A 25029-nucleotide genomic window follows, 5' to 3' on the forward strand; every position below is an offset into this window, starting at 1 on the left:
GCTGGAACACGCTAGCCTCGTCGAATGAGCTTCTTCGTCTATCATCGTTACGGGGCATCGCAGCGCGATCCGTCACCGTCCATTTTCTCCGAATTGCTTGATGAGTTAGAAGAGCGGCTAGACGATACGGAACATGTCGCCGTCTCTGTAGTGCACGAAAGCGAGTGGGGTCTTAGTATATCCCACGGTGGATATGTCGCCTTCGAGAACGTCGAAAGTGACGATGAACCCCGACACATGAAGGGTTTGTCTCGCGAGAAACTGATTAGCTTGATGGAGAATCTGGCTGCCGGAAATCTCGACGAACTTGAGAATGAGCGCTGGCAAAGCGGATATTGAGTTTCGTTCGACCAATATTTCCTCGCGTTACGCCGCTTCACTCCGCTGCAACGCCCCGGGCAACTCCTCGCGCAATTTGTCGATCAGCAACCGCACCTTCGGCAGCAGGTGGCGGCGCTGCGGATAGACCGCCCAGATCGGCTCCTCTTGCGGGCGGAGCGGGTCGAGGAGCGAGACGAGCGCGCCGCTTTGCAGATGCGGCATCACATAGAAATCGGGAAGCTGGCAGACGCCATGGCCCGCGAGCGCGGCTTCGGTGACCGCGGTGCCGCTGTTGCAGCGCCAGCGGCCGGCGGGGCGGTGGGTGATTTCCTTGCCCTGCGCGCGGAAGTGCCAGGCGGGGGCGGTGCCGAGCAGGCATTCGTGGCGCGCGAGGTCGTCGATCGACGCGGGCGTCCCGGCGCGCGCGAGATAGGCGGGCGCGGCGCAGAGATAGAGGCTGCGCGAGGCGATGCGCGTCGCGACCAGCCCCGAATCCGGCAGCGTGCCGGTGCGGATCGCGAGGTCGAAGCCCTCGGCGAGCAGGTCGACGACGCGATTGGTGAGTTCGAGCGTCACCGTCACATCGGGAAAGGCGAAGGCGTAATCGCGCGCGATCTGCGCGACGAAGCGCTCGCCCATCGCGATCGAGCAGGTCATCCGCACTTCGCCGCGCGGCGCGCCATCGTCGCTGACCGCCGACAGCGCATCGTTGCGCGCGGCGATGAGGCCGCGGAACTGTTCGATCAGCGTGCGGCCCGCAGGGGTGGGGACGACGCGGCGCGTCGTGCGCACGAAGATCTGCGCACCGATGCGGTTTTCGAGGCGGATCACCGCGCGGCTGATGTGCGAGGTCGAGGTACCGAGTCGCGCCGCCGCGGCGACGAAGCTGCCCGCGTCGGCGATCGCGACGATCTCGTCGATGCCCTCCCATGCGCCCATTATCTCACCTTTGGGATAATATATTGCCGATTGGCCCCTTTATCGTGCTTTGGATCGGTGTACAGCGGGCGCAATCAATTTCTCGCAAGGAGTGCTCCCCATGAAGACCCGCGCCGCCGTTGCGTTCGAAGCGAAGAAGCCGCTCGAAATCGTCGAACTCGACCTCGAAGGCCCGAAGGCGGGCGAGGTGCTGGTCGAGATCATGGCGACGGGCATCTGCCACACCGACGCCTATACGCTCGACGGGTTCGACAGCGAGGGCATCTTTCCGAGCGTGCTGGGGCATGAGGGCGCTGGCATCGTGCGCGAGGTCGGCGCGGGCGTTACCAGCGTGAAGCCCGGCGACCATGTGATCCCGCTCTACACCCCCGAATGCCGCCAGTGCAAAAGCTGCCTCAGCGGCAAGACCAACCTCTGCACCGCGATCCGCGCCACGCAGGGCAAGGGGCTGATGCCCGACGGCACGACGCGCTTTTCGTACAAGGGACAGCCGATTTTCCACTATATGGGCTGCTCGACCTTCTCGAACTTCACCGTGCTGCCCGAAATCGCGGTCGCCAAGATCCGCGAGGACGCGCCGTTCCAGTCGAGCTGCTACATCGGCTGCGGCGTGACCACCGGGGTCGGCGCGGTGATCAACACCGCGAAGGTGCAGGTCGGCGACAATGTCGTCGTCTTCGGGCTCGGCGGTATCGGGCTCAACGTGATCCAGGGCGCGCGGCTTGCCGGCGCCGACAAGATCATCGGCGTCGACATCAACCCCGACCGCGAGGAATGGGGCCGCAAGTTCGGCATGACCGACTTCCTCAACACCAAAGGCATGAGCCGCGAGGATGTCGTCGCGACGATCGTACAACTGACCGACGGCGGCGCCGATTATACCTTCGACGCGACGGGCAATACCGAGGTGATGCGCACCGCACTCGAAGCCTGCCACCGCGGCTGGGGCACCTCGATCATCATCGGCGTGGCCGAAGCGGGCAAGGAAATCGCGACGCGCCCGTTCCAGCTCGTCACCGGCCGCAACTGGCGCGGCACCGCGTTCGGCGGCGCCAAGGGCCGCACCGACGTGCCGAAGATCGTCGACATGTACATGACCGGCAAGATCGAGATCGACCCGATGATCACCCATGTCATGGGGCTGGAAGAGATCAACAAGGGCTTCGACCTGATGCATGCCGGCGAGAGCATCCGCAGCGTCGTCGTTTTCTGACGATTTCGCCTTCCCGCCACGCCCTTCTTCCGCCATGCGCCACGGCGGAAGACGGGTGAGGGAGTGACGATGTGACCGGACCTTATGTCCTGACGTTCAGCTGTGTCGATGCGGTCGGCATCGTTTCCGCGGTGACGGGGCTGCTCGCGGAACGCGACGGCTTCATCCTCGACAGCCAGCAATATGCCGACCTCGATTCGGGGCGCTTTTTCATGCGCGTCGAGTTTCGCGGCGCGGGCGAGCGTTTTCCCGCCGACTTTGCGGGGGTGCAGGCGGCGTTCGCGCCGGTCATCGCGCGCTTCGCGATGGACGCGCGGCTGAGCGATGCGGCGGTCAAGCCGCGCTTCGTGATCGCCGTGTCGCAGGGCAGCCACTGCCTCAACGACCTGCTCCACCGCTGGTCGACGGGCAATCTCGCGATCGACATCGTCGGCGTCGTGTCGAACCACGAGGCGCAGCGACGGCTTTCCGAATGGCATGGCGTGCCGTTCCATTATCTGCCGGTCAGCGACGCGAACCGGGAAAGCCAAGAGGCGGCGATCCTGGACATCATGGCGCGCGGCGGGGCGGAATATCTGGTGCTGGCGCGCTACATGCAGGTGCTGTCGCAGGATTTGTCGAGCAAGCTGTCGGGGCGCTGCATCAACATCCATCACAGCTTCCTGCCGGGCTTCAAGGGCGCGAAACCCTATCACCGGGCGCAGGAGCGCGGGGTCAAGCTGATCGGCGCGACGGCGCATTTCGTGACGAGCGATCTCGACGAAGGGCCGATCATCGAACAGGCGGTCGAGCGCGTCGATCATCGCGACAGCGTCGACGAACTGATCCGCATCGGCCGCGATACCGAGGCGCAGGTGCTGGCCCGCGCGGTGCGCTGGGTCGCCGAACAGCGGGTTTTGATCGACGGCCGCAAGACCGTGGTCTTCCGTTAGGCACGCGGGCAGGATAGGTTCCGATTCGCAACCAAAACCGGAGGAGCAAAGGCGATGTACAGTCACAATATGGTCGGGGCGAACGACCTCGAAGCCGCGAAGAAATTCTATGATGCGACCTTCCAGGCGATCGGCGGCAAGCCGGCGATCCAGGACGACAAGGGGCGCCTGATCTATATGCACAATGGCGGGCTGTTCCTCGTCGGCACGCCGATCGACGGCGAACCGGCAACGGTCGGCAATGGCTGCACGATCGGCTTTGCGATGGAAGGGCCCGAGCAGGCGAAGGCCTGGCACGATGCGGGCGTCGCCAACGGCGGCACCTCGATCGAAGATCCGCCGGGCATCCGCGAAGGCGGGTTCGGCCAGCTCTATCTCGCCTATCTGCGCGATCCGTCGGGCAACAAGCTGTGCGCGCTGCACCGCGTCGTTTGAGGAAATGAATTAATGCGTGGCGAAGCGGGATTGCGATCCGACCTTCAATCGCTTGCGATCCCCTTCGTCGAGCATGAGCACAAGCCGCTGTTCACCGTGGCCGACAGCGAAGAACTTTATGGCGTCATGGCGGGCGCGCACACCAAGAACCTGTTCCTGAAGGATAATGGCGGGGCCTATTGGCTGGTCACCGTCGCGTCCGACGCGCGCGTCGATCTGAAGGCGCTGCCCGCGGCGATCGGCAGCAAGCGCGTCAGCTTCGGCAAGGCCGAGGATATGGAACGGCTGCTCGGCATCGCGCCCGGATCGGTGACCCCGATGGCCGCGATCAACGCGCCGCCGGGCAGCATCACCGTCGTGCTCGATGCGACGCTGGCGCCGGCCGGACAGGTCAACGTCCACCCGCTCCGCAACACCGCGACGCTCGGCCTTTCGGGCGCGGCGATCCTCGATCTGCTGCGTCACTGGGGCCATGACCCGCTCGTCGCATCCATCCCCATGCAGGAAGTCCCATGACCATCGAAACTCTCTCGACCAACCGCAGCCACGGCGGCACGCAGGGCGTCTATAAGCACAAGAGCACGACGACCGGCACCGACATGACCTTTGCGGTCTTTGTCCCCGACCACGAAGAGGGCGCGAAGCTGCCGGTGCTCTGGTATCTGTCGGGGCTGACCTGCACCCACGCCAATGTGATGGAAAAGGGCGAGTATCGCGCCGCCTGCGCCGAGCATGGCATCATCTTCGTCGCGCCCGATACCAGCCCGCGCGGCGAGGGGGTTCCCGACGATCCCGAAGCGGCGTGGGATTTCGGGCTGGGCGCCGGTTTCTACGTCGATGCGACCGAGGAACCCTGGGCCGCCAATTATCGCATGCGCTCTTACGTTGAGGACGAGCTGCCGTCGCTGGTGCTGCGCGAATTCGCCGCGGCCGACATGACGCGGCAGGGGATCACCGGACACTCGATGGGCGGGCATGGCGCGTTGACCGTCGCATTGCGCACTCCTGATCGTTTCAGGTCGGTGTCGGCCTTCTCGCCGATCGTCGCGCCGCTGCAATGCCCGTGGGGCGAAAAGGCGCTGGGCAACTATCTTGGCGATGACCGCGAAGCATGGCGCGTTTACGATGCCTGCGCGCTGATCGAGGGCGGGGCGCGGGTGCCCGACCTGCTCGTTGATCAGGGCGACGCCGACAATTTCCTCGCCGAGCAACTGAAGACCGAATTGCTGGTCGAAACATGCGAGCGCGCGGGGCAAAAGGCCGAAATCCGGATGCAGCCGGGGTACGACCACAGCTATTATTTCATCTCGACCTTCCTCGGCGAGCATGTCGCCTGGCATGCGGCGCGGTTGAAGGCGTGATTGCTCCCCTCCCGCAGGCGGGAGGGGCTTAATTGTGCTCGGGAATGAGCAGGCTGGACCCCGTCGTGCGTCCGGCCTGCAGATCGGCGTGCGCGCGCGCCGCATCTTCGAGCGAATAACGCTGGCCGACGGTGACCTTCACCGCGCCCGATGCGATCATTTCGAATACCCGGTCGGCGCCCGCGGCGCGTTCGCCGGGCAGGTGGTAATAGTCGAACAGCGTCGGACGGGTGACGAACTGCGAGCCATGCTGGGCGAGGATGCCGAGGTTGACGCCGGTCACCGGGCCGCCGGCATTGCCATAGCTGACGATCAGCCCGCGCCGCGCGGTGGCTTTCAGCGACACATCCCACGTCGCCATGCCGATGCCGTCGAAGGTCACGGGAACGCCCTGCCCATCGGTGATCTCGCGAACATGCGCCGCGACATCGTCGCTCTTGTACATCAGCACATGATCGGCGCCGGCTTCGCGCGCGGCGTGCGCCTTCGCTTCGGTGCTGACGGTGCCGATCACCGTGGCGCCGACCGCCTTCAACCATTGGACGAGGATCAGCCCGACGCCGCCGGCGGCGGCGTGGACGAGCACCGGCCAGCCGGCCTCGACCCTGGCGCAGCGTTCGACGAGCATCTCGACCGTGCACGCCTTGAGCAACGCTGCGGCCGCGGTTTCGTCATCGATGCCCGCGGGCAGTTTGAACAGCGAGGCCGCGCCGACGAGCCGCGCGCTGGCATAGGCGGAGCGTTCGGGACCGAAGGTCGCGGCGCGGTCGCCGGGCCGGAGGCCATGGACGCCTTCGCCGACCGCAACGATCTCGCCCGCCGATTCGACCCCGAGGCCGCTCGGCAGCGGCACCGGGTAAGTGCCGTCGCGGTGATAGGTATCGAGATAGTTGAGGCCGACGGCGGTCTGGCGGAGCAGCACCTGCCCGGGACCGGGTTCGCCGAGCGTCACCTCGCGCCAGTCAATGACCTCGGGTCCGCCCTGGCTTTCGATAAAGGCTTCGATCGCTTTCATGCGCGCGCTCCTGCTGTCCGATCCATCTGGTGGGCCGGGCAGGGGAGTGCAAGGGTTACGCGATGAAAGCCCCTCCCCGAAGGGAGGAGGCGATATCAGCCTTATTTCGGGCGGCGCGGGCTGCGCTGGCCGTAGGGCTTGGGCTTGTAGCGTTCGTTGCCGCCCGGGCCGCCGGGGCCACGCGGTCCGCGCGGGCCGGCACGGTCACCGCCCGGCGCCCGGCCCAGCGTGTTGCGCGGGGCGCCATCGCGTCCGCCCTTGTCGCGGCGCGGCGGATAGGTGGGGCCGTCGGGTGCGGGGGTGATCGCGACGCCGCTGTCGTCCTCGCCATCGGCATTGGCGCTGCGCTGCACGGCTTCGATGAACCGGTCGGCGATGCCGCGCGGGATGTTGAACATCGTTTCCTTGGGACCGATGCGGATCGCGCCGATCTCGTTCTTGCTCACATGGCCGCGGCGACACAGCAGCGGCAGGATCCAGCGCGGATCGGCATTCTGGTGGCGGCCGATATTGAGCCGGAACCAGACGCTGTCCTCGAAACCATCGCGGCGGTCGGCGCTGCCGCGTTCAGGGCGCTCGAACCGCTCACCGCGCTCGCCGCGTTCGGGCCGCTCGCGGCCGCGTGGGCTGTTGTCGAGCAGATCCTCGGGCGGCGGCATCAGTGCACGGTGCGCGCGGACGAGCGAGGCGGCGATATCTTCGGGGGTGCGCTCGGCCATCAGGCGCTCGGCGAGTTCAAGATCTTCGGGCTCATGCTCGACGGGCGCGAGCAGTTTCTCGATCAGCCGTTCCTGATCCTTCTGCCGGACGTCGGCGGCCGTCGGAGCCTCCATCCATTCGGCGTTGATGCGCGCGCCGCGCAGCATGCCGTCGACGCGGCGGCGGCGCGGATAGGGAACGATGAGTACCGCAGTGCCCTTTTTGCCGGCGCGGCCGGTGCGGCCCGACCGGTGCTGGAGCGCTTCGGCATCGCGCGGGATTTCGACATGAATGACGAGGCTGAGCGTCGGCAGGTCGATACCGCGCGCCGCGACGTCGGTCGCGACGCAGACGCGCGCACGGCGATCGCGCAGCGCCTGCAGCGCATGGTTGCGCTCGTTCTGGCTGTGCTCGCCCGACAGCGCGACGGCGGCGAAACCGCGCTCGACGAGGCTGGCGTGGAGGCGGCGGACATTGTCGCGCGTCGCGCAGAACAGCATCGCGGTTTCGGCTTCGTGGAGGCGGAGCAGATTGATGACGGCGCCTTCGATATCGGCGGGGGCGACGGTTACGACCTGATAGGTGATGTCGCCATGGCCGCGATCTTCGCCGACGGTGGAAATGCGCAGCGCATCGCGCTGGTAGCGTTTGGCGAGCTGGACAATCGGTTTCGGAAGCGTCGCCGAGAACAGGAGCGTGCGGCGCGTTTCCGGGGTGCCGTCGAGGATTTCCTCAAGGTCGTCGCGAAAGCCCATGTCGAGCATCTCGTCGGCCTCGTCGAGCACCGCGACGCGTAGCGCCGAGAGGTCGAGCGCGCCGCGTTCGAGATGGTCGCGCAGGCGTCCCGGCGTGCCGACGACGATCTGCACGCCCTGATTCAGCGCGCGGCGTTCCTTGCTGGCGTCCATGCCGCCGACGCAGGTCGCGATGCGCGCGCCGGCCTTGCCATAGAGCCAGCCGAGTTCGCGGCTGACCTGCAAGGCCAGCTCGCGCGTCGGTGCGACGATCAGCGCGAGCGGCGAGGTGGCGAAGGGCAGGCGGCCATCCTCGATGAGCTGATCGGCCATCGCGAGGCCGAAGGCGACGGTCTTGCCCGAGCCGGTCTGCGCGGAGACGAGCAGGTCGCGGTCCTTGGCCTCGGCTTCGGTGACATGCGTCTGGACGGGGGTGAGCGCTTCATAGCCGCGCGCGGTGAGGGCGTCCGCAAGGACGGGCGAGAGGTGTTCGAAAGGCATTTTGTTCTTCTTATCCTGTGCGGCAAAGTCGCCGTCGTCTGGTTCTTCGCCGCCCGGGATTCGATTCAGGTCTGATGCCCGAGTCCGAACAATTGGGTCGTGGATGCTGAAACCTGTCCAGCATGACGAGGAAATATGTGGGTTTTTCCTAAAGGGCCTGGCCCGCCGCGTGTCCGCTGGCCCAAGCCCATTGAAAATTATAGCCGCCCAGCCACCCGGTGACATCCACGGCTTCGCCGACCGCATAGAGCCCCGGAACGCTTTTGGCCATCATTGTTTGCGATGACAGGTTTGCGGTCGAAATTCCGCCGACGGTGACCTCGGCCTTGGCGAAGCCCTCGGTGCCGTTGGGGCGGAAGGGCCAGCGCGCCAGACGGGCCTCGGCCTCGGCGAGCTTGCGGTCGGTCAACGCGCCGAGTTCGCCGGGCAGCGCGAGGCGGTCGGCAAGGGTTTGCGCGAGGCGGTCGGGGAGAGCGAGCACCGAGGCGAGCGTCGCGCGCGGCCGTGCGCGTTTCGCTTCGGTCAGCCAGCCTTGCGGTGCGTCGGGCAGGAAGTCGATCGTCACGGGCTCGCCGTGGCGCCAATAGCTGCTGATCTGGAGAATGGCCGGGCCGGAGAGACCCTTGTGGGTGAAGAGCGCGGCTTCGCGAAAGGCCGCCTTGCCCGCGCGCGCCTCGACCGGCGTCGCGACGCCCGAGAGGTCGCGGAACAGCACATCGTCGCCGCCGAGCGTCAGCGGGACGAGGGCAGGGCGCGGTTCGACGACCTTGAGCCCGAACTGGCGGGCGAGATCATAGGCGAAGCCGGTCGCGCCCATCTTCGGGATCGACGGGCCGCCGGTCGCGATGACCAGCGCCGGAGCGGCGAAGCTCTGGTCGCCGAAGCGGACCGTGAACTTGCCGTCGGCATGCGTCACGTCGTTTACCGGCTGGCCGGTGCGGACATCGACCCCGGCTTTGTCGGCTTCGTCGAGCAGCATCGCGACAATCGCTTTTGCCGAGCCATCGCAGAAGAGCTGGCCGAGCGTCTTTTCGTGATAAGCGATGCCGTGGCGCTCGACGAGCGCAAGGAAATCGGCGGGCGTGTAGCGCGCGAGCGCCGATTTGGCGAAATGCGGGTTGGCCGAGAGGAAGCGGTCGGGGGCGGTGTGAATGTTGGTGAAGTTGCAGCGCCCGCCGCCCGAGATCAGGATCTTCTTGCCGACCTGTTCGGCATGGTCGAGCAGCAGGACACGCTTCCTCCTTTGCCCCGCGACCGCGGCGCACATCAGCCCCGCCGCGCCGGCGCCCAGCACGATGGCATCATAATCGGGGGCGGTCATGCGAGCCTAGTGCAGCTTCGCGATCGACAGGCCATCGGCCTTGGCGCGAACCTTCACCGATTCCTCGCTGCGCGTCAGCGCCTTGGCGATGGCTTTCAGCGCCATGCCCTTTTTGGCGAGCGTGTGCAGCTTGTCGATTTCGGCGGCGGTCCACGGCTGTTTGTGGCGTTCGAACTTGTCCTTCATGCCTGTACCTCCGGGTCGGCCCGCGTCGCGACGATCTCGATCGCATCCTCGCGGTCCTGATATTCGAGTGTCTCGCCGACTTCGGCGCCCATCAGCGCGCGGGCGAGCGGGGCGGAAAAGGCGATGTGGCTGCGCGCCGGATCGGCTTCGTCATGGCCGACGACGGTCAGGCTGCGTTCGCCGCCGTTCAGCGTAAAGGTCACGCGGCTGCCGATCGCCACCACCGCGTCGCCGGGCGCGGGCTGCACCTCCGCGGTCGCGTGGCGGGTGTGGAAATAGCGCAGGCGGCGCTGGAGCTTCTTGCGCTCCTCCTCGGCTTCGGTGGCGGCAATGGCGGCCTCGATGCGCGCGACTTCTTCGCCGAGCAGGCGCAGCCCGCGCGGGGTCACCAGATTGGGGCCGACCGGGATCGGCAGCTCATATTCGGGTTCCTTGTGCTCGTCGTCGCTCTCGCGGCGAAAGGCTACGCTCATGACCGGGCTTTCAGGCTGGAAAAGGGGAAAGATGCGCGCGACGGGCGGCGCTGTCCACCCCTCTGGCCCGCGAAGGTGGCGACAAGAAGGCAGCGCGGCTGGACAGCATTTCCCATGTGTGTTACATAGGCAATACACAAAGGAAATTTTGCGGAGATTTGCGATGCGTAACCGGACGATGGCGATTTTGCCGCTGGCCCTGACCTTAATCGTCACGGGCTGCAGCGGCGCCGGCAAGGAAGGCAAGCGGCAGGACGGTAGCCCGACGGCCGGGACAGCCGACGCCGGGCCGGTCACGACGCAAAACTATTCGCTGACCGGCTTTACCGGGGTCGAAGTCGCGGGCCCCGACGACGTCACCATTCGCCAGGGGGACGCCTTCTCGATCAGCGCGAAGGGGCCGAAGGCGATCCTCGACCGGCTCGAGATCAAGCTCGACGGCACGACGCTGGTGATCGGGCGCAAGCGCGAGGGCTTCAGCTTTTCGAGCCGCGACGACGACGATGTCGACATTACGATCACGATGCCGAAGCTGGACGGCGTCCGGCTGACCGGATCGGGATCGATCGACGCCGACACGATCGACGGCGATGCGGTGAAGGCGGTGCTTACCGGATCGGGCGATCTCAAGGTTGGGAAACTCACCGGCAAAAGCGCCAAGCTGACCCTGTCGGGTTCGGGCGATATCGAGGTCGGCGGCGGGACGATCGGGTCGGGTGACGTGAGCATTACCGGATCGGGCGATATCGATGCGGAGGGACTTGTCGCGGATACGCTCGATATCTCGATCGCGGGATCGGGCAGTGTCGACGCGCAGGCGACCGGCAGCGCCGATATCAGCATCCTCGGGTCGGGCGACGTCAAGCTGCGGGGCGGTGCGACCTGCAAGACAAGCCAGATCGGATCGGGCACCGCGACCTGCACCTGACGGAGCGCTGGTGCGGCCCGCGCGAACGGGCTAGGACGGCAGCATGACCCTGACGATGCGATGGGCCGCGCTGACGGCCGCCGTCCTCCTTGCTGTCCCCGCTTCGGCGGCGGAAAAGCGCTATGGCCTCACCAGCTTCGAGGCGATCGAGGTCAATGCCGACGTTGCGGTCGAGGTGACGACGCGCGCGCCGGTCAGCGCGGTGGCGAGCGGATCGCAGCAGGCGCTCGACCGCCTGACGCTCGAGACGCGCGACGGCAAGCTGGTCATCGGTCAAAAGCAGTTCGCCGGCGATGATAAGCGCCGCTCGCCCGAGGGCGCGGTGACGGTTCGCGTCAACGCAGCCAACCTGCGCACCGCGATGCTCGGCGGCGCGGGGTCGCTGCGGATCGACAAGCTGAAGGGGGCGCGCGTGATGATCGGGCTGCGCGGGCCGGGACAGGTCATGGTGGGCGAGGTCGACGCCGACCGGCTGTCGGTCGCGATGGTCGGCAACGGATCGATGACGCTCGGCGGCCGCGCCAAGCAGGCGCAGATGACGCTGTCGGGCGCCGGGGCGGTCGATGCCGGCAAGCTCGCGGTCGACGAACTGATCAGCGACAGCGAAGGCGCCGGCGATCACGTGCTGAACGCGGTCAAGACCGCGGCGGTCACGACGCGCGGCATCGGCAAGACAGTGGTGCTCGGCCGGCCCGCTTGTACGGTGCGCAACGTCGGCAGCGGGTCGGTGACCTGCGGACCGGGGAAATAGGTTCGGTCGAGGGGCCGGTGGCGACCGGTTGCGGACATCCTATTCAAATGCGAATAGGGTCATATGAACCTCGTTCGCCGAATAATCAGTCCAGACGGCAAGAGGGAAGTCTGCGTTTATAAACGCATCGACGGCTTCTTCGCGTATGAAGAGATTTTTGAAACGTTCGACGAGATCGCTGGGTCCTATTGGTCGAGTGGGTATCAATCTGGGGTGTTCGAAACGGAAGGCGCTGCGATGGCTGAGATCGCTGCCACGACGCCTTGGCTTCGAACTGGCAGCTAACGGTCGGAAGGCGACGCCGGCGTAAATTATATCCGTCACCCCGGGCTTGACCCGGGGCCTGCCTTTTTTTGATCCGGCGTTGGAAGAAGGAAGGCGGGTCCCGGGTCAAGCCCGGGATGACGACTTAACAAGCGACGGCTCTCCACCCCAAAGCCGACGTTTCGGCCCGGTTGGAACGCTCAATGCGCCGCTGTGCCCAGTCCGTCGATCTTCTTCGATTGCCGCACGATCAGGCCGGGGAACCAGCGTGCGATGCGCGCCAGCCGCTTTGCCATCTTGCCGACGGTGACGTGCACCCGGTCGCCATGCACCGCCGCCCACGCCGCCTCGGCGACGCGTTCGACCGGCACGATCTCGAAGCCGCTCGCCGACAGGCGGTTGCGGGCCGGTTCGTTGCTGTCGGCGCTGACCTGGTCGAGCAAGGGCGTGTCGATAAAGCCCGGCATCAGCGAGCGCACCTTGATGTCGTGCTTGGCGAATTCGATCTCGAGCGCTTCGGTGAGGCCGCGCACCGCGAACTTGGTTGCCGAATAGATCGCGAGTCCGGCGACGCCATAGAAACCCGACGCCGAGCCGGTGTTGAGGATCGTTGAGCCCGGCGTCGCGCGGAGCAGCGGCAGCGCCATGTAAATGCCGTTAACGACGCCGCCGAAGTTGATCGCGATCAGCCGGTCGGCTTCTTCCGGCGCCATGTCGATATACTGGCCGCCCGATCCGATGCCGGCGTTGTTGAACAGGACGTCGAGGCGGCCGCCGCTGGCGCCGGCAAAGGCATCGAGCGCCGCCCGCCACTGGTCGCGGTCGCGCACGTCCATGACGTGGCGCGACGATGCGCCTTCGGGCAGCAGCGCCGCGGTTTCGTCGATCCCTTGCGCATTGACATCGGCGATGCCGACGAACCAGCCTTTGGCAGCGAAGTGGCGCGCGGTCGCGCGGCCGATCCCCGACCCGCCGCCGGTGATGAAAATCGCCTTTCGTGCCATCCGCCCTCTCCTTACACCGTTGTCAGTTGCAAGAAGATGTGAAGGCCGCGCAAAGGTCAAGCGGCAATTCGCAAGTTGCGGCTTTGCAAGGTGAAATCGGGATGGCTAAGACGCCGGGATAGCGGACGAAACTTGCCGCTTGGGGGCGAAAAAGGGAGGCGGCAATGCTGCTCATGACGATGATGCTTGCGTTTGGTGCGCCCCAGGGCGGGGCAGCATCGCCACCGTCTGCCGATCTTTCCGAGCCGGGCGCGCCGGCCACCAACCCGGGGGGCTGGGTAACGAATGACGATTATCCGCCGCAAGCGATGCGCGAGGAACGCGAGGGTGTGACGGGCTTTCGCCTGACGTACGACAACAGCGGCCTGCCACGAAAATGCGAGATTGTTTCGAGCAGCGGGCACGCCGATCTTGACGCCGCGACATGCGATCTGGTGATGGAGCGCGCGCTCTTCGAACCGGGCAAGGACCGGACCGGCATGGCGGTCGGGGGTACATATACGAACCGCATACGCTGGAGCATTCCCGAGGGCGCGCCGGCGATGCCCGGCCCGCTGCCGTTTTCCGACCCGGGCCGTATGACGCTCCAATATGTCCTGGACGCTGAGGGAGGCGTTGCGAGCTGTGAGGGCCACGTCGAAGGCCTCGTCGCGCCCGCGGGCGATCAGAGCGCAGCCGTCGATCTGTGCCAGGGAGTCGAAGCTTCCGCTCCTTACCCGCCGCCGCTCGACAGCGAAGGCAAGCCGGTGTCGCGACGCTATCGCATGACGATCGAGGTCGTCACCGAGGACATCGGGCGGCGCGGAGACGTCCCGAAATAATATCCTGACCCTAGACGTCTCCCGGCTTTCACCCTATGTTCAGGGTCCTGTGCGCACTATGCGGCGCTTACGGAAACGAACTGGGGCGATTCTTGCGGTTATTGTTGACCCTATTGGCATTGCTGACCGGCCTGGCGACCGCCGACCGGGCCGCAGCCGCGCCTGCCGTTCCGGCGGCGATGGGGTCGCTCATCATGTTCGCCGAGACGGCCGGACAGGCCGAGACCAGCGACAATGAACGCCGCCCTGCGACAACCACCCCGACCCGCCGCACCAGCGGCGGTGGCGGCGGCCGCAAGGTTCGCAAGGCGGCGCCGCCGCACTTGCCGGGCCTGCTCACCGGTAGCGACCGCGCGCTCGAATAGCTGCGGATCATAGCGTTCGCGCGCGAACGCAGCGCCCCTTGGCGGCGCCATTTTGCCATAGCTCCAGCGGCCCCGAAGCTGCCCTCCATCTATCGATATTCCAAGGAAATCCGCCATGTTTGCTGGCCTCGCCAAAAGCCTGTTCGGCTCGTCGAACGACCGTTACGTCACTTCGATGCGCAAGATCGTCGACAAGATCAACGCGTTCGAACCCGAACTCGAAGCCCTCGACGATGCGGCCCTGCAGGCGCAGACGCAGAAATTTCGCGACCGGCTGGCGGCGGGCGAGACGCTCGACCAGATCCTTCCCGAAGCCTTTGCGACGGTGCGCGAGGCGTCGAAGCGCACGCTCGGCATGCGCCATTTCGACGTCCAGATGATCGGCGGCATCGTCCTTCATCGCGGCGAGATCGCCGAAATGGCGACGGGTGAGGGCAAGACGCTGATGGCGACGCTGCCCTGCTATCTCAATGCGCTCGAAGGCAAGGGCGTCCATGTCGTGACGGTCAACGACTATCTGGCCCGCCGCGACGCCGAGTGGATGAGTGCGGTTTACGGCTTCCTTGGCCTGACCACCGGGGTCATCGTCCCCAACCTCAACGAGATCCAGCGGCGCGAGGCGTATAACAGCGATATCACCTATGCGACGAACAACGAACTCGGCTTCGACTATCTTCGCGACAATATGAAGTTCGACCGGGTGCAGATGGTGCACCGCGAGTTCAATTTCGGCATCGTCGACGAGGTCGATTCGATCCTGATCGACGAGGCGCGCACGCCGCTGATCATCTCGGGTCCCACCGACGACAAGTCCGAACTCTATATCCGCGTCAACGAGGTGGTGCACCAGCTCGGCGAGGATGATTATGAGAAGGACGAGAAGACCAAGTCGATCAACCTGACCGAAGACGGCACCGAACATGTCGAACGGCTGCTCGAGACGGCGGGGCTGTTGCAGGGCAGCAACCTCTACGACATCGAGAACACCCAGATCGTCCATCACGTCAATCAGGCGCTGAAGGCGATCGTCATGTTCAAGCTCGACACCGACTATATCGTCAAGGACGACAAGGTCGTGATCATCGACGAATTCACCGGCCGCATGATGGACGGCCGCCGCTGGTCCGACGGCCTGCACCAGGCGGTCGAGGCGAAGGAAGGGGTGAAGATCGAGCCCGAGAACCAGACGCTCGCGTCGATCACCTTCCAGAATTATTTCCGCATGTACCCGAAGCTTTCCGGCATGACCGGCACCGCGGCGACCGAGGCGGCCGAATTCTTCGACATCTACAAGATGAACGTCGTCACCATCCCGACCAACCGCCCGATCGCGCGGCAGGACGAGGAGGACGAGTTCTACAAGAATATCACCGACAAGTTCGGGGCGATCGCCAAGACGATCCGCGAAGCGAACGAGCGCGGCCAGCCGGTGCTTGTCGGTACCGTGTCGATCGAAAAGTCCGAACTGCTGTCGTCCTATCTGGAAAAGGAAGGCGTCCCGCACAGCGTCCTCAACGCCCGCTTCCACGAAAGCGAAGCGCATATCGTCGCGCAGGCGGGCCGCACCGGCGCCGTCACCATCGCGACGAACATGGCGGGCCGCGGCACCGACATCAAACTGGGCGGTAACGAAGAGTTCCGCATCGACGACGAGCTCAAGGAGCTTGCCGAAGGTCCGGAACGCGATGCCGCAATCGCCCGTATCCAGGCCGAAGTCGCCGCCGAGCGCGAGGCGGTGAAGGCCGCCGGCGGGCTGTTCGTGCTGGCGACCGAACGCCACGAAAGCCGGCGTATCGACAACCAGCTCCGCGGCCGTTCGGGGCGTCAGGGTGACCCCGGCCTCAGCAAATTCTACCTCTGCCTCGACGACGATTTGCTGCGTATCTTCGGCCCCGACACGCTGTTTTCCAAGATGATGAACAAGAATCTGGAGGATGGCGAAGCGATCGGATCGAAGTGGCTGTCGAAGGCGATCGAGACCGCGCAGAAGAAGGTCGAAGCACGCAACTACGACATCCGCAAGCAGGTCGTCGAATATGATGACGTGATGAACGACCAGCGCAAGGTCATCTATGAACAGCGCGGCGATATCATCGACAGCGAGACCGTCGACGAGGTGATGGCCGCGATGCGCGCCGAGACGGTCAACGCGATCGTCGCCGACGCGTGTCCCCCGGGCAGCTATCCCGAGCAATGGGACGTCGAGGCGATGAAGGAGCGGACGCTCAACATCCTCGATCTCGCGCCGCCGATCGACGACTGGATGCAGGAAGACGCGGTCGACCCCGAAATGTTCGAGGAGCGTATCCAGGCGCAGGCCGACGCGGTGGCTGCGGAGAAAGCGGCGCAGGTCGACGTCGATACATGGAAGGGGATCGAGAAATCGGTGCTGCTCCAGACGCTCGACCATCACTGGAAAGAGCACCTCTCGACGCTCGACGCGCTGCGTCAGGTCGTGTTCCTCCGCGCCTATGCGCAGAAGCAGCCGATCAACGAATATAAGCAGGAGGCGTTCGCGCTGTTCGAGCGCATGCTGTCGAACATCCGCGAGGATGTGACGCGGACGATCGCGCGGCTGGACCTGCGTTACGAAGAGCCTGAGCCGATGGCGCTGCCCGAGCTTCCCGACTTCCTGACCACGCACATCGACCCGTTCACCGGCGAGGACAACAGCGCCGATATCGACGGCGGCGACCTGGGCGTCATTGCCAACACGCTGCCGCCGATGCAGATTCCGCGCCCCGACCTGCCCGAGGGGGAAAACCCCTATGCCGAGATGGAGATCAGCCGCAATGCGCCGTGTCCCTGCGGTTCGGGCCGCAAGTACAAGCATTGCCACGGGGTGATTTGAGGCAGTCTGCCGCGCGCCCCGGGGTGCGCGGCAACCCCTTGAAGTTACGGTAACACACCCTTGCACGAGCCCGCTTGCCAAGGCGCGCGGGCGCGATTAGCATCGCCTTCATAAGCTTGACGGCCGCGTAGCCAGACAAGCGACGCAGCAGGCAGGAACTATGGGCCGCGCCCGGCGGAAACGTCGCGCGCATCCGGTGGGTGGCATGTTGCGTGGAAAGGGCTGGCGCATTTCCTTTTTCGACGAGATGACGGGCCAGGAGGGCGGAACGCGGTCGCCCTATCGCGAATATTGCGAGTGGTTCGACGCCGAAGACAGCCAGCGCATCCAGCACAAGACGCAGCAGGCCGAGGCGCTGTTCCGCACCACCGGCATCACCTTCAACGTCTATGGCGACGCCGATGCCGACGAGCGGCTGATCCCCTTCGACGTCGTGCCGCGGATCATTTCGGCCAGCGAATGGCGGCGGCTGTCGCGCGGCATCGAGCAGCGGGTGCGGGCGCTCAACGCCTTTCTTCACGATATCTACCACCGGCAGGAAATATTGCGCGCCGGGCGGGTGCCGACCCAGCTTATCGCGCGCAACGACGCCTTTCTGCCGATGATGATGGGTATGGATCCGCCGGGCGGCATCTATACGCACATCAGCGGTACCGACATCGTGCGCACCGGCGCCAATGAATTTTACGTGCTGGAGGACAATGCCCGCACGCCGTCGGGCGTTTCCTACATGCTCGAAAATCGCGAGACGATGCTGCAGATGTTTCCCGAGCTGTTCGCGAAGGTCGCGGTGCGTGAGGTCGGCGACTATCCGATCAACCTGCTGAAATCGCTTTCCGCCTGCGCGCCGCCCAAATGCGGGGGCACCCCGACGGTCGCGGTGCTGACGCCGGGCATCCACAACAGCGCCTATTACGAGCATAGCTTCCTCGCCGACCATATGGGCGCCGAACTGGTCGAGGGGCACGACCTGCGCGTCATCGACGGGCGCGTCGCGATGCGTACGACGCAGGGCTATCGGGCGATCGACGTCGTCTATCGCCGGGTTGACGACGATTTCCTCGATCCGCTGAACTTCCGTCCCGACTCGATGCTCGGCGTGCCCGGCATCTGGGACGTCTATCGCGACGGCGGCATCACGATCGCCAATGCGCCGGGCACGGGGATCGCCGACGACAAGGCGCTCTACAGCTATATGCCCGACATCATCGAATTCTATACGGGCGAGAAGGCGCTGCTCCCCAATGTACCGACGTGGCGCTGCAGCGAGCCCGAGCATCTGCGCGAGGTGCTCGACCGGCTTCCCGAATTGGTGGTCAAGGAAGTCCATGGATCGGGCGGCTACGGGATGCTCGTCGGCCCGGCGGCGAGCAAGAAGGAACTCGCCGCCTTTCGCGCCAAGCTGGAAGCCAATCCGGGCAATTATATCGCGCAGCCGACCCTGTCGCTGTCGACGGTGCCGATTTTCACCAAAAAGGGCCTCGCGCCGCGGCACGTCGACCTGCGCCCCTTCGTGCTGATGTCGCCGCAGGGGATCACGATCACCCCCGGCGGGTTGACGCGCGTCGCGATGACGCGGGGATCGCTGGTGGTCAATTCGAGCCAGGGCGGCGGGACCAAGGATACGTGGGTGCTGGAAGACTGATGTTAGGCAAGACCGCAGCCTCGCTCTTCTGGATGGCGCGCTATCTCGAGCGGAGCGAGAATAATGCCCGGCTGATCGACGCGGGCTTCCGCATCGCGCTCACCCGGTCGCAGACCGCCGCCGCCGAGTGGAAGTCGGTGCTGGTCACCGCCGGGGTCGACCGCGCCTTTGTCGCGACGCACGGCGATTACAGTTCGGCGCGGGTCGTCGATTTCCTGCTCCGCGATCCCGCCAACCCGTCGAGCATCGCGTCGGTCATCAAGCAGGCACGCGACAATGCGCGCACCGCGCGCACCGCGCTGACGCGCGAGGTGTGGGAAGCGGTCAACACCAACTGGATGACGCTGACCGCGCTTTTGAAGCGCCCGGTGCGCGACGACGACCTGCCCGACGTGCTCACGGCGATCCGCCAGCAGAGCGCACAGGTGCGCGGGGCAATGAACGGCACGATGCTGCGCAACGACGGCTTCAATTTCTCGCTGCTCGGCACCTTCCTAGAACGCGCCGACAACACGGCGCGCATCCTCGACGTCAAATATTATCTCCTGCTGCCCTCGGTCGCGCATATCGGCAGTTCCATCGACAATGTGCAGTGGGAAACGATCCTGCGTTCGGTGTCGGCGCACCGCGCCTATCGCTGGCTGTACGGGGCCGAGATCAGCGCGCTGAAGATCGCCGAATTCCTCATCCTGTATCGGCAGTTGCCGCGCAGCCTCGCCTTCTGCTGCGAGCGGATGGAGGATAACCTCGCGCAGCTCGAACGCGGCTATGGCGCTGAGACCGAGGCCGGGCGCATGGCGCGCGCGCTGTGCAACGAGCGGCTGTCGAGCCCGATCCAGGCGATCTTCGACGGCGGGCTGCACGAATATGTCACGGCCTTCCTGCGCGCCAATGCCGCGCTCGCGCGGCAGATCGAACATGATTACCGGTTCGTGGAATAGGACGGAGACCGACCATGCGCCTCGCCGTCGAACATACCACCCATTATCAATATGACGCTCCGGTCCATTATGCGCTGCAGCAGGTCCGGCTGACGCCGAAGGAGCGGCCCGGCCAGCAACTGGTCGGGGACTGGACGGTCGAGATCGAGGGCGGCGAGCGCCAGCTTCATTACACCGACCATCATGGCAACGGCGTGGACCTGATCGCGGTCAATGGCGGTGCGCGCGAGCTGGTGATTCGGTGTCGCGGCGAGGTCGAACTGGTGACCTTCGACGGGGTGATCGGCGCGCATCGCGGCGCGATGCCGCTCTGGACCTTCCTGCGCCCGACGCCGCTGACCCGCGCGGGGCGCGGGGTGCGCGCGCTGACCGCGGCGATCGGGCGCGACTTTGCTTCGGACATCGAACGCGCGCACGCGCTGTCGGCGCTGATCCTCGGCCGGCTCGCCTATCGCACCGGGCTGACCGATGCCGATACGACGGCCGAGCAGGCGCTCGGCGGCGAGGGCGGCGTCTGCCAGGACCATACGCATATCTTCATCGCGGCGATGCGGCACCTCGGGCATCCGGCGCGTTACGTCTCGGGCTATCTGATGATGAACGACCGGACGCAGCAGGATGCGACGCATGCCTGGGCGGAGGCGCATTTCGACCATATCGGCTGGATCGGCTTCGACGTCAGCAACGGCCATTCGCCCGACCAGCGCTATATCCGCGTCGCGACCGGGCTCGATTATCGCGATGCCGCCCCGGTTCGCGGCATGCGCTATGGCGCCGCGCAGGAAAATCTGGTTGTCCAATTGCAGGTCCAGCAATAAGCGGGCCGGACGATACGGCTTTCCGGGCGGGGAAAACGGGACAAGATGACCTATTGCGTTGGCATGCGTTTGAACAAGGGACTGGTGTTCATGTCGGACACCCGCACCAACGCGGGCGTCGACGACATCTCGCAGGTTCGCAAGATGCGCAGCTGGCACGTCCCCGGCGAGCGCGTGATCACGTTGATGTCGGCGGGCAATCTCGCGACGACACAGGCGGTCGTCAGCCTGCTCGACGAGCGCACCAAGGCGCCGGCGGATCGGCATCCCTCGATCCTCGAAGCACCGTCGATGTTCCAGATTGCGACGATCATCGGCGAAACGCTGCGCGGCGTCGTCATGCGCCACAATGACGAGGGACCCGCCGCCGAATCGCTGTTCCGCGCCTCGCTGATTGTCGGCGGCCAGATCAAGGGCTCCGACCCGCGCCTGTTCCTGATCTATCCCGAGGGCAATTTCATCGAGGCGGGCGAGGATAATCCCTTCTTCCAGATCGGCGAGACGAAATATGGGCGGCCGATCATCGTGCGCTCCTACGATCCCGCCATGTCGTTCGAGGATGCGGTGAAGCTGCTCTGCGTCTCGTTCGATTCGACGATCCGGGCGAATGCCGGCGTCGACCTGCCGATCGACCTCAAGGTCCACGAACGCGACGATTTCACCACCGTGCGCGAGCGGCGGTTCGAGCGCAACGACCCCTATTTCGAAAGCGTCGCCGACGGCTGGGCCGAAGCGCTGGGGATCGCGCTGGCCGAACTACCGGACTTTCATTTTTAACGTCATCCCAGCGAAAGCTGGGATCGCTGGCGATCTGTCGCGACGATAGCGGCCCCAGCTTTCGCTGGGGCGACGGTCCTATCTGTTCTTCCGCCCTTCGATCAGCCCATCCACCAAACTCGGGTCGGCGAGGGTCGAGGTATCGCCGAGCGATCCGAAGTCATTCTCGGCGATCTTGCGCAGGATGCGGCGCATGATCTTGCCCGAGCGGGTCTTGGGCAGGCCGGGCGTCAGGTGGATATGGTCGGGCGTCGCGATCGGGCCGATTTCGGTGCGCACCTGCTGCTTCAGCGCCGCGGCGACCGCGTCTGTCGGCTCGACCCCGGCGTTGAGCGTCACATAGGCGTAAATGCCCTGGCCCTTGATGTCGTGCGGGAAGCCGACGACCGCCGCCTCGGCGACGAGGTCGTGAAGGACGAGCGCGCTTTCGACCTCGGCGGTGCCCATGCGGTGGCCCGACACGTTGATGACGTCATCGACGCGGCCGGTGATCCGCCAGTAACCGTCGGCATCGCGGCGGCAGCCGTCGCCGGTGAAATATTTGCCCTTGTAGGTCGAGAAATAGGTTTCGGCGAAGCGCTGATGGTCGCCGTAGATCGTCCGCGCCTGCCCCGGCCAGCTATGCGTGATGCAGAGATTGCCCTCGGCCGCGCCACCGGTTTGTTCGTCCACCAGCACGCCGCCCTCGGCGTCGACGAGCTGCGGACGGATGCCGAAGAACGGCTTGCCCGCGCTGCCCGGCTGCATCGGGTGCGCGCCGGGCAGGGTGGTGATCATGATGCCGCCGGTTTCGGTCTGCCACCAGGTGTCGATGACGGGGACGCGGTTCTTGCCGACCAGTTCGTGATACCAGCGCCATGCCTCGGGATTGATCGGCTCGCCGACGCTGCCGAGCAGGCGGATCGACGAGAGATCGTGGCGGGTGACATAATCGTCGCCCTCGCGCATCAGCGCGCGGATCGCGGTGGGCGCGGTATAGAGGATGTTCACCTTGTGCTTGTCGACGACGCGCCAGAAGCGGTCGTGGTCGGGATAGTTGGGAATCCCCTCGAACATCAGGGTCGTCGCGCCGTTCTGCAAGGGGCCGTAAACCACATAGCTGTGCCCGGTGACCCAGCCGATATCGGCGGTGCACCAGAAGATTTCGCCCGGGCGATAGTCGAAGCCGAAGAAAAAGGTCGACGCGGTCCACACCGAATAGCCGCCGACGGTGTGAAGCACGCCCTTCGGCTTGCCGGTCGAACCCGAGGTGTAGAGGATGAACAGCGGGTCCTCGGCGCCCATCGGCTCGCAGGGGCATTCGCTGCCGACATCGGCCGACAGCGCGTCGTACCAATGGTCGCGGCCTTCCTTCATCGCAACGTCGCCGCCGGTGTGGGCGATGACGAGCACCGCCTTCACGCCGACCTTGTCGAGCGCCTTGTCGACATTGGCTTTCAGCGGCACGATCTTGCCGCCGCGCAGCCCCTCGTCGGCGCAGATCACCCAGTCGCTGGCGCAATCCTCGATCCGTCCGGCGATCGCGTCGGGCGAGAAGCCGCCGAAGATCACGCTGTGCACCGCGCCGATGCGCGCGCAGGCGAGCATCGCGACCGCGCCCTCGGGGATCATCGGCATATAGATGGTGACGCGGTCGCCCTTTTGGACGCCCAGCTTCTTCAGCGTGTTCGCCATCCGGATGACGTCGGCGAGCAGCGCGGCATAGCTGATCGTCCGCGTCTCGCCGTCGGGGGCATCGGGTTCGAAGATGATCGCGGTGCGGTCACCATGACCCGCGGCGACATGACGGTCGAGCGCGTTGTGGCAGAGGTTGAGGACGCCATCCTCATACCATTTGATCGCGACCGGGTCGTACGACCAATTGGCGATTTTCGTCGGCGCGCGGGTCCAGTCGATCCGCTTCGCCTGTTCGGCCCAGAAGCTGTCGGGGTCTTCGATGCTCTGCGTATAGAGCCGCTCATAATCCGCTGCGCTGCAATGCGTATCGGCCGCGGCATCGGCCGGAACGGGAACAAAGGGTTCGGAAGGGGGCAATTCGGACACGGACGACTCTCCCAGTCGGTTCTCTGGTTCGCCCGCTGCGATAGCTCCGGCGCCGCAAACTGCAAGGCTACGCCAACGTCAACGCCGGCAGATCGAGCGAATGAACTGACCCAAAGATGAGACGCGGCGTGTTGGCGCCGTCCCGACCGGCGTCGTCAGGCCCGCCAGCCGAAGCCCTCGTCCAGCGCGACGATCCGCCCTTCGGTGCCGACCGGCTCGCTCTTGCCGTCGGTCAGGAAAGCGAGCATCGCGGCGTCGCTCACGTCGACATGCGCGAGGGTGCGTTTATCTTCGGGCGTGCGCGCGACGACGACGCCGGCTTTCGGATTGCCGTCGCGGCCGTAAAAGACGGTGTAGCTTTCGATCGTCGCGGCGCCGGCATAATCCTCGGTCAGTTCGGGCACCGGACCGCGCTTCGCTTCGGCTTCGTCCTGATAGTCGAAGTCCTGCGGAAAGCTTGCCTTCGCGATCGGCTGGTTCCCCAGCACGATGCAATGATTGTCGGTCGCGAAGCCGCCGTTGGCGAAGAGGAAGCCGTAGCGGCCTTCCTTCCGCAGCCTTTGGGTCATCGAGACGATCGCGTGGCTCATATAATTGGCGATCGGGCCGCCGCCGAAGGTCAGGCCGCCGAACACCGTCGCCGGGCGGTCCCACGGCCAGCCGAGGATGCGCCGCGCCATCTTCGGCACGCAGGGGAAGCAGCTATAGAGTTCGACGCAGTCGAAATCTTCGGCGGTCATGCCGTTGAGCGCGAGCGTCCGGCTGATCGAGGTTTCCATGCTGACGCTGCCGTCGTAGCGGTCGCGGCGAAGGATGCTGGCGGGCTCCTTCGCGGCGGCGCCCATGCCGACGTAGATCAGCCGCTCTTCGGCGATACCGCGGCGGCGTGCCTCGGCGAGGCTGGCGACGATGAAGCCCCCACCCTGATTGACCGACGAATTGGCGACCATCAGCTTCGAATAAGGGAAGGCGATCGGCCGGTTGCGTTCGTTTATGTCGAGGATATCGGCGGGGGTCGCGGGCTTGCGAATCCACGCGCCGTCGTTCGCGGCGGCGACTTCGGAGAAGCGCGACCAGATTTCGGCGCTTTCGAACTGCGCCTCCGCGAGACTTTCGCCCCATGCGGCGCGCGTTGCATTTTCGTAGAGCGGATAGACGTCGACCGGCGCCGACAGCCCGTGTTTCTGGGCATAATTGGGCTCGCGCCGCGTCGCGACCTGACGCACCGCATTATAGCTTTTGTCCTCGCCCTTTGCCGCTTTGGCGGCGCGGCCGGCGGCGGTGCGCAGCGCCTCGGCCCCGACGATCGCGGCGAGTTTCACTTCGCCGGCGCCGATCCGGTTCGCGGCCTCGTTGAGCAGCCGCACCGGCGTGTCGCCGTGCGGCGCGGCGGACTGGTAATTGATCGCGGGGTTGGAGCCGATCGCGGCGGCGAGCGGTTCGCAGAGCTTGCCGAGATGGTGGAAGCTGATCTGGTCGACGATCGCGAGGCTGTCGATTTCGGCAAGCGGCACGCCGGCATCGGCGGCGGCGACTTCGAGCGCCGCGACCATCAATCCGAGCGAATCGAGTCCCTGGTCGGGATCGTCGGGGCGGTCGTTGACCTGCCCGACGCCGATGATGACGGGAATGCGCTCGGGATCGGTCATTCAAAAATCTCCGTTCGTGTCGAGCGAAGTCGAGATACCCGG

The 25029-nt window shown here is 65.5% G+C and carries 25 protein-coding genes; 16 read left to right on the forward strand and 9 right to left on the reverse strand.

The window, feature by feature from the left end; genetic code table 11:
* Positions 1 to 24 precede the first annotated feature (24 nt).
* Positions 25 to 339 (forward strand): hypothetical protein, encoded by a 315-nt coding sequence (locus V6U71_RS02060; protein ID WP_137868563.1) that lies wholly within the window; start codon positions 25 to 27, stop codon positions 337 to 339.
* Between the two features lie 27 nt (positions 340 to 366).
* Here the strand turns inward: V6U71_RS02060 and V6U71_RS02065 are convergent, their stop codons facing one another.
* The gene (locus V6U71_RS02065; protein ID WP_411340770.1) at positions 367 to 1260 is read right to left on the reverse strand and encodes a LysR family transcriptional regulator; all 894 of its coding nucleotides are present in this window, start codon (positions 1258 to 1260) and stop codon (positions 367 to 369) included.
* 100 nt (positions 1261 to 1360) lie between these two features.
* Between V6U71_RS02065 and V6U71_RS02070 the strand changes: the two genes are divergently transcribed.
* From V6U71_RS02070 to fghA, 5 genes are all read left to right on the forward strand, one after another.
* Positions 1361 to 2473, forward strand: a complete 1113-nt coding sequence (locus tag V6U71_RS02070) for an S-(hydroxymethyl)glutathione dehydrogenase/class III alcohol dehydrogenase (RefSeq protein WP_411340771.1) — start codon at positions 1361 to 1363, stop codon at positions 2471 to 2473.
* A gap of 71 nt (positions 2474 to 2544) precedes the next feature.
* Entirely contained in the window at positions 2545 to 3405 is an 861-nt protein-coding gene (purU, locus tag V6U71_RS02075) for a formyltetrahydrofolate deformylase (RefSeq protein ID WP_054724484.1), read from the forward strand.
* Positions 3406 to 3459: 54 nt separating this feature from the next.
* Entirely contained in the window at positions 3460 to 3840 is a 381-nt protein-coding gene (locus V6U71_RS02080) for a VOC family protein (RefSeq protein WP_054588964.1), read from the forward strand.
* A 12-nt stretch (positions 3841 to 3852) separates the two neighbouring features.
* Positions 3853 to 4356 (forward strand): prolyl-tRNA synthetase associated domain-containing protein, encoded by a 504-nt coding sequence (locus V6U71_RS02085; protein ID WP_411340772.1) that lies wholly within the window; start codon positions 3853 to 3855, stop codon positions 4354 to 4356.
* The gene (fghA, locus tag V6U71_RS02090; RefSeq protein ID WP_411340773.1) at positions 4353 to 5201 is read left to right on the forward strand and encodes an S-formylglutathione hydrolase; all 849 of its coding nucleotides are present in this window, start codon (positions 4353 to 4355) and stop codon (positions 5199 to 5201) included. The genes V6U71_RS02085 and fghA overlap by 4 nt, the downstream gene beginning before the upstream one ends.
* A gap of 28 nt (positions 5202 to 5229) precedes the next feature.
* On the opposite strand, the gene V6U71_RS02095 is transcribed toward fghA, so the two are convergent.
* From V6U71_RS02095 to V6U71_RS02115, 5 genes are all read right to left on the reverse strand, one after another.
* On the reverse strand, positions 5230 to 6216 hold the full coding sequence (locus V6U71_RS02095) for a quinone oxidoreductase family protein (RefSeq protein WP_411340774.1): 987 nt from the start codon (positions 6214 to 6216) through the stop codon (positions 5230 to 5232).
* 101 nt (positions 6217 to 6317) lie between these two features.
* Positions 6318 to 8150 carry a DEAD/DEAH box helicase gene (locus V6U71_RS02100; RefSeq protein WP_411340775.1) on the reverse strand — a complete coding sequence of 611 codons (1833 nt, stop codon included), beginning with the start codon at positions 8148 to 8150 and terminating at the stop codon, positions 6318 to 6320.
* 148 nt (positions 8151 to 8298) lie between these two features.
* On the reverse strand, positions 8299 to 9471 hold the full coding sequence (locus V6U71_RS02105) for an NAD(P)/FAD-dependent oxidoreductase (protein ID WP_411340776.1): 1173 nt from the start codon (positions 9469 to 9471) through the stop codon (positions 8299 to 8301).
* A 6-nt stretch (positions 9472 to 9477) separates the two neighbouring features.
* Complete coding sequence (locus tag V6U71_RS02110) at positions 9478 to 9657, reverse strand: hypothetical protein (RefSeq protein WP_054724496.1); 180 nt, start codon at positions 9655 to 9657, stop codon at positions 9478 to 9480.
* Positions 9654 to 10130 (reverse strand): GreA/GreB family elongation factor, encoded by a 477-nt coding sequence (locus tag V6U71_RS02115; protein ID WP_411340777.1) that lies wholly within the window; start codon positions 10128 to 10130, stop codon positions 9654 to 9656. Before V6U71_RS02115 ends, V6U71_RS02110 begins: the two co-directional genes overlap by 4 nt.
* A gap of 163 nt (positions 10131 to 10293) precedes the next feature.
* On the opposite strand from V6U71_RS02115, the gene V6U71_RS02120 reads away from it, so the two are divergent.
* From V6U71_RS02120 to V6U71_RS02130, 3 genes are all read left to right on the forward strand, one after another.
* Positions 10294 to 11058: a head GIN domain-containing protein gene (locus V6U71_RS02120; RefSeq protein WP_411340778.1), complete on the forward strand. Its 765-nt coding sequence runs from the start codon at positions 10294 to 10296 to the stop codon at positions 11056 to 11058.
* 43 nt (positions 11059 to 11101) lie between these two features.
* Positions 11102 to 11809 carry a head GIN domain-containing protein gene (locus V6U71_RS02125; RefSeq protein WP_411340779.1) on the forward strand — a complete coding sequence of 236 codons (708 nt, stop codon included), beginning with the start codon at positions 11102 to 11104 and terminating at the stop codon, positions 11807 to 11809.
* Between the two features lie 63 nt (positions 11810 to 11872).
* Positions 11873 to 12094 (forward strand): hypothetical protein, encoded by a 222-nt coding sequence (locus tag V6U71_RS02130; RefSeq protein ID WP_411340780.1) that lies wholly within the window; start codon positions 11873 to 11875, stop codon positions 12092 to 12094.
* A 179-nt stretch (positions 12095 to 12273) separates the two neighbouring features.
* Here the strand turns inward: V6U71_RS02130 and V6U71_RS02135 are convergent, their stop codons facing one another.
* Positions 12274 to 13077, reverse strand: coding sequence for an SDR family oxidoreductase (locus V6U71_RS02135; RefSeq protein ID WP_411340781.1), 804 nt, complete (start codon positions 13075 to 13077; stop codon positions 12274 to 12276).
* A gap of 164 nt (positions 13078 to 13241) precedes the next feature.
* On the opposite strand from V6U71_RS02135, the gene V6U71_RS02140 reads away from it, so the two are divergent.
* The 7 genes from V6U71_RS02140 to V6U71_RS02170 all read left to right on the forward strand — a co-directional run bounded on the left by V6U71_RS02140 (position 13242) and on the right by V6U71_RS02170 (position 21295).
* Positions 13242 to 13898, forward strand: a complete 657-nt coding sequence (locus V6U71_RS02140; protein ID WP_411340782.1) for an energy transducer TonB — start codon at positions 13242 to 13244, stop codon at positions 13896 to 13898.
* Between the two features lie 104 nt (positions 13899 to 14002).
* Positions 14003 to 14263, forward strand: a complete 261-nt coding sequence (locus V6U71_RS02145) for a hypothetical protein (RefSeq protein ID WP_234716060.1) — start codon at positions 14003 to 14005, stop codon at positions 14261 to 14263.
* A 115-nt stretch (positions 14264 to 14378) separates the two neighbouring features.
* Positions 14379 to 17114, forward strand: a complete 2736-nt coding sequence (gene secA, locus V6U71_RS02150; RefSeq protein ID WP_411340783.1) for a preprotein translocase subunit SecA — start codon at positions 14379 to 14381, stop codon at positions 17112 to 17114.
* Between the two features lie 205 nt (positions 17115 to 17319).
* Positions 17320 to 18759 (forward strand): circularly permuted type 2 ATP-grasp protein, encoded by a 1440-nt coding sequence (locus V6U71_RS02155; RefSeq protein WP_411340784.1) that lies wholly within the window; start codon positions 17320 to 17322, stop codon positions 18757 to 18759.
* Positions 18759 to 19700 carry an alpha-E domain-containing protein gene (locus tag V6U71_RS02160; protein ID WP_411340785.1) on the forward strand — a complete coding sequence of 314 codons (942 nt, stop codon included), beginning with the start codon at positions 18759 to 18761 and terminating at the stop codon, positions 19698 to 19700. The genes V6U71_RS02155 and V6U71_RS02160 overlap by 1 nt, the downstream gene beginning before the upstream one ends.
* A gap of 14 nt (positions 19701 to 19714) precedes the next feature.
* Positions 19715 to 20518: a transglutaminase family protein gene (locus V6U71_RS02165; RefSeq protein ID WP_411340786.1), complete on the forward strand. Its 804-nt coding sequence runs from the start codon at positions 19715 to 19717 to the stop codon at positions 20516 to 20518.
* 45 nt (positions 20519 to 20563) lie between these two features.
* The gene (locus V6U71_RS02170) at positions 20564 to 21295 is read left to right on the forward strand and encodes a peptidase (RefSeq protein WP_411340787.1); all 732 of its coding nucleotides are present in this window, start codon (positions 20564 to 20566) and stop codon (positions 21293 to 21295) included.
* A 78-nt stretch (positions 21296 to 21373) separates the two neighbouring features.
* Here V6U71_RS02170 and acs read toward each other — a convergent pair whose 3' ends face one another.
* Both acs and V6U71_RS02180 read right to left on the reverse strand, forming a co-directional pair.
* Positions 21374 to 23338, reverse strand: a complete 1965-nt coding sequence (acs, locus tag V6U71_RS02175; protein ID WP_411340788.1) for an acetate--CoA ligase — start codon at positions 23336 to 23338, stop codon at positions 21374 to 21376.
* A gap of 155 nt (positions 23339 to 23493) precedes the next feature.
* Positions 23494 to 24987 (reverse strand): acetyl-CoA acetyltransferase, encoded by a 1494-nt coding sequence (locus V6U71_RS02180; protein ID WP_411340789.1) that lies wholly within the window; start codon positions 24985 to 24987, stop codon positions 23494 to 23496.
* Positions 24988 to 25029: the final 42 nt, after the last annotated feature.

The sequence above is a fragment of the Sphingopyxis sp. J-6 genome, assembly GCF_046603995.1.
Lineage (GTDB): Bacteria > Pseudomonadota > Alphaproteobacteria > Sphingomonadales > Sphingomonadaceae > Sphingopyxis.